The 1,012-nt window shown below is 39.5% G+C and carries 1 protein-coding gene; it reads right to left on the bottom strand.

Annotated elements, in window-relative coordinates; translation table 11 throughout:
* On the bottom strand, positions 1-1,012 hold a 1,012-nt coding region (locus BO222_RS11025), incomplete at both ends, for a transposase (protein ID WP_143357015.1).

A 1,012-nucleotide genomic window follows, 5' to 3' on the forward strand; every position in this document is an offset into this window, starting at 1 on the left:
TAATAAACAGGCAAGATCTCTTCGATGGCTAACTCATTTGAAGAAGCAAGGATGAAAAATCCTTCGGATTCAAGTTTTTCAAACAACTCAGTTGAGGTTCCTGAATCTGGATCCAGATGATTGAGCATATTCATGGATTCAGATGCTCTACGAGCTAAATCCAAACAGATATAAGCATAACCAGGACAATTCGGGGCAAGATTCACTGCCCGAGCTTTGATAAAAACCAATCTTTTTCCAAACTTGACCAGATTGTCCTGATTTTCTATTTCCTTACGGTGAATAGAAACCAGCTCCTTGAAAAGTCGAAGATTCTCTTTGACCCGGCAGACGAATTTTACGTTTTCTGTATAAAGGCGAATGACATTTTTTTCGCTGTAATATCCAGCATCAAGAAGCACTTCCTTGATTGGAACAGACATTTCTTTTAACTCTTTGATTGTGGCTGGAATCGTGAGGACATCTGGAATCGATCCACAAACATATCGAAGATAAATTGGAATACCTGTTTCTTCCTGAGTGACATAAATGAGACGAATTTCATTCGAAATCTTTCCATTATGATTGCTTACCGCTGTCAAAGGAAAGTGAATACTGTTTGGAAGTCCAGTAGAATCGACCAGGATGTTATCGATATTCTCCTGATCGTTTTTCATCCAGCCAATATAACTTTTGAAGAAGCTTCTATACGATTCCTCAGATCCAATCAGCGACAACTGTTCGCTTAAACGCTGACTATCCATTCTTGCCTTTGGGTAAAGATAAGACACATAGCTGCTTTCATACCAATCCTGGGCATGGACGAGGGCTAATTGGTTGAGAATGTAGTACATGACCAGCGAAACAACAGTATCAAATTGTCCGTCGACAGCTTTCAGACATTCAAGGAGTCCGGTTGATTTCAGATATTCGTTAAGAAACCAGACATCTCCAAAGCTAAGAATCAAAGATGGTGAATGGGTTACAGGACTGGATGAATACTTGCTTTCATCCACATCAAAATATAGATCCT

This window comes from Ileibacterium valens (assembly GCF_001945525.1).
Lineage (GTDB): Bacteria > Bacillota_I > Bacilli_A > Erysipelotrichales > Erysipelotrichaceae > Ileibacterium > Ileibacterium valens.